Source organism: Pseudarthrobacter enclensis, from assembly GCF_030811655.1.
GTDB classification, from domain to species: domain Bacteria; phylum Actinomycetota; class Actinomycetes; order Actinomycetales; family Micrococcaceae; genus Arthrobacter; species Arthrobacter enclensis_A.
Map to the genome: position 1 here is coordinate 1 of NZ_JAUSRE010000046.1, position 3,585 is coordinate 3,585.

Here is a 3,585-nt window from a genome sequence, read left to right on the forward strand (position 1 = left end):
CAACTGGCATGCACGGGTATTCATGGGACGGGAGTAGCCGCCTCCGTGATTTGCCGACGGTGAACGGCACTCATACTGCTCGGTGGCGGGGCCGGTGTTAGCTCATGACAGAAAGCTCCTCCGGCTGTAGGCTCCGAATATGCCTGAGGGTCGGAATCGCCTTGACCCGCGTATGACGCGGGGCGGATTTCGCTGGCAGCTGGTCATGGTGTCCTTCATGGCCGTAAACGCAATCGTGCAAATTGCATTCCGGTGGAATCAAGCTTGGGGTCCCTTTCTTTACCTCATGCTGGCAATGCTGATTATCTGCGCGGTCTTCACCGCCTATCTGCTCTATGTGCGCCACTACGACGGTCATTTCTGGGACGAGGAAGAAGCCCGTCGCCAGGACTGGGATCGTCGGGGCCGGCAGCTTTAGGTATGTCCTCACGGACGCAAGCGAGACGGAGCCGTTCTAGTTTCTCGGGCTTTCGTGCAGGACGGACTCGTTTACTGCTGCGATGTACCGGGCATAGGCGGATGCCGAGTCGGTGGCGTGGCGTTCGATGGTAGTCGGGGAGTAGCCGAGGGTTTCGGCGATGATGGCCACGGGTGCGAGTTTGGTGAGTTCGTGGAGTGTTCCGAGTCGCGCGGCTCGGGTGTTGAAGAGCTTGCTGAGTCGGGTTGTGAGGTGCCCTGGGTGGATGTGGCGTCCGGGTGATGTTCCGCGGAATACCCACTTGGTGTTGGGGTGTGCTGCGGTCAGTTCGTGGCCTGGGTTTGCGGCGAGCTCCCGCCATGGCTGGGCTAACGGGTCCGGCAGCGCAATTTTGGTGGTTCCGAGTTGGATGGTGACTAAGTCTTCAGTGACTGTGACGTCGTCCCAGGTCAGCCGGGCGATGTTTTCGGCTTGTTGTCCGAAGACGAGGATGAGGATCGCGGCGGCCCGGTCACGGGTCTCCAGTGCGTTGGTGTGGATGATTTGTTGGAGCGCTTTGTCTTGCCCGATCTTGGGGAGTCTTGGGCTGGTGCCGCGGCGGTGCGGGACGATGGTGAGCCCCGCTGGGGCGGCCTTGGTTTTGATGGCCCATTTGAGGAAGCGCTCAGCGATGCGTCTCGTCGTGGGCCCCTCGGATTGCCATACATCAAGGTGGGACTGCTGCAGTTCCGGCAGTTTGATGTCATGACCGGTGAGCCAGTTCAGGAGGTCGATGGCGACGGTGACTTCCTGTTTGGCGCGCAGGAAGGTGCCGCGGGGGACTTCGTCCATGAGGTTCATGCGTCGCTGGTGATGCCATCGGATGTAGCGGCGGATCACGTCAAGGTTCTGTGGGTCGCTGACGCGTTCCATGGCTTGGGTGGCCCAGCTTTCGTAGCGAATCAGGAACGCATTTCGCTGGGGGAGCACCCCGTGTTCGATGAGGAGCCCTCGGACGTACTCGCGGGTGCGGGAGTCGGGCAGTTCATCGAAGGTGTCGTGACTGATTTTGGGTGCGGTAGCGAGGTTACGAAGGAAGGCCGTGACGTGCTTTTGCCGGATCCAGGTCATGCCGCTGTTGGCCCGTTTCATTGACTTCAGTGCCGCCGCCAGCGGGATCAGTTCCGTGGCCATGACTCCCGTAGCTGGGTCTGTAAGCAGGTCGTCTACGATGTCGCCGAGGACGCAGGTCCAGCAGCGTCCACCACTGTAAAGTTCGTCTTCGGCGCCGCAGCCCACACAGTCGACGTTGAGCCGAACGCCCGAGCAGCTGCGGCATGCCGGCTCCTCATCGATAATTCCCGGAAGAACACCTTCATGGCCGCAGGCGCAGACTCCACGGGTGCGCTTTGCCTGCTGATAGCAGTAGCCGCAAACGCCGCCGTCTGGCCAGCGCGCGACGGTTTGATGGTGCTGACCGCAGCGACTGCAGGGAACCGGCCAGCGGATCGGGTCCTCTGCTTTGCGTGGCCTACTCACCGTCCTCAGAAGCGACGAGGCGGACACGTCGTGCGATGGGGTTGCCTGGTTCGATGCCGAGGTCTTCACTGCGCTTCGGGGCATTCGCTGTCGCCGCGGCGCGCATCTCCACGAATGGTTCGAACAGGTCGTTGGGTGTGCAGTCCAGGATGTCGCAGAGCGCGGCGAATGTCCTTGCCGGAATGCGCTCCGGCGTGGAGGTGACCAGCCTGTAGACCTGACTTTCGGAGAGGCTGATGCCACGGGATTTCAGGAGCGGCATCAGTTCGGTGGTCTTCCAGAGGTTCTGCTTTGCCATCAGGGCTCGCAGGTTCCAGCGGTAGCCGATCCGGCGCTGTTCAGGCATCTGGGTCCTCCAAGTTCGTGATGCGGCGTGCAATCATCTGCTGCACGGTTTTCTGCTTGAAGTCCGACGATACCGAGGTGTAGAGCCCGGTGGTCGAGGCGTAGGAGTGGCCAACCTGAGTCTGCACGAAGGCCGCGTCGTAGCCGGCTTCGATCAGGTGGGTCACGTAGGAATGCCTGAGGCAATGCAGACCCAGCTCCTGGGGCAGGCCGACGGCATCCCGGGCAGCGGCGAACGCATCCCCGAAAGAGCCCAGGGACATCCGGGCGCCACGTTCGCTCGGCCAAAGAGCCGAAGACCTGTCAGCTGTCGGGAACTGCTGCCTCATGCCGCCGGCTGTCCAGGTCTTGAGCTGGTCCACGACCCAGTCGAACTCCGGCACGGTCAACACGGTGCGCCGCCTGGGTCCCGAGCCTGCCGTACCTTTGGCGAACCGAACCTGGACTGCTCCGAACCGGCCGTAGTCGCTGACGTGCGGGTTCGGGCCGAAGTCTTCCAGGTCCAGCATGGTCATTTCGCGTCGGCGAAGCCCATAGGCGTAACAGACTTTGAACGCCACCGAGTCGCGGAACAGGGGCAACCAACGCTTGCTGCCAGCGGCGTATTCCCTGTCGACAAGGTCATCGATGTAGTCGAAAAGGCGCTGCAGTTCCGCCTTGGTGAAGGACCGCTTCTTAGCCGGGACGGCATCATCGGTGGTGTGCCGTGGCGTGTTCCACTCGAAGCAGATCTGGCTCGGAATATCGCCGAATGTCCGTTCGCAGAACTCGCCCCACCCATAGCCAGGATGCGTCAGGTAAGAGCAGAACATCGCCACGGCGTTGCTGTACGAGCGCAACGTCTTCAGACTGATCGGTTTCTCGCCCGAGCGCAGATCGGCCAGGAAGTCCTCAATGTCGGCGGGGCGCCATTGCCACGGAAATTCACCCGTAAAGCGCTGAAAACGCTCCAGCAGCTGGCAGCGCTGCTTGATGGTCTGAGTCGTGAGGCCGCGTGCCAGCATCTGCGCCCGCCAGCCATCGAGCATGGCAGTGAAAACCCGTTCATCAGCCCTGAACAGCCCAATGTCCGGATCCACCAGCATCCGCGGGACGAAACCTGGACCGGCACCACTCACAACGACCCCTAAACCATGGAAACATGCATTAGATGCAGGAAACCTACAGCCATAAGCGATCCAAGGGCAAATTCAGCCGTCGGCGTGAGGAGCGCGCGTTACCAGCAAAGCCCTGTTGACCTGCGGAAACGCTGGATTCGTCAAGGGAAGGGAGTTCTCGCAGCTACTTCTACTCCCGTACTTTAA

General features: G+C 61.4%; 4 protein-coding genes. 1 reads left to right on the forward strand and 3 read right to left on the reverse strand.

Going from position 1 to position 3,585, the window contains the following annotated elements; translation table 11 throughout:
* Positions 1 to 217 precede the first annotated feature (217 nt).
* Complete coding sequence (locus J2X98_RS22040; protein ID WP_236820718.1) at positions 218 to 418, forward strand: hypothetical protein; 201 nt, start codon at positions 218 to 220, stop codon at positions 416 to 418.
* 36 nt (positions 419 to 454) lie between these two features.
* Here the strand turns inward: J2X98_RS22040 and J2X98_RS22045 are convergent, their stop codons facing one another.
* The 3 genes from J2X98_RS22045 to J2X98_RS22055 form a co-directional block, all read right to left on the reverse strand.
* Positions 455 to 1,591 (reverse strand): Fis family transcriptional regulator, encoded by a 1,137-nt coding sequence (locus tag J2X98_RS22045; RefSeq protein ID WP_307312637.1) that lies wholly within the window; start codon positions 1,589 to 1,591, stop codon positions 455 to 457.
* A gap of 337 nt (positions 1,592 to 1,928) precedes the next feature.
* Positions 1,929 to 2,282: a helix-turn-helix domain-containing protein gene (locus tag J2X98_RS22050; protein ID WP_307312639.1), complete on the reverse strand. Its 354-nt coding sequence runs from the start codon at positions 2,280 to 2,282 to the stop codon at positions 1,929 to 1,931.
* A complete protein-coding gene (locus tag J2X98_RS22055; RefSeq protein ID WP_307312641.1) occupies positions 2,275 to 3,399 on the reverse strand; it encodes a tyrosine-type recombinase/integrase in 1,125 nt (374 codons plus the stop codon). Before J2X98_RS22055 ends, J2X98_RS22050 begins: the two co-directional genes overlap by 8 nt.
* Positions 3,400 to 3,585: the final 186 nt, after the last annotated feature.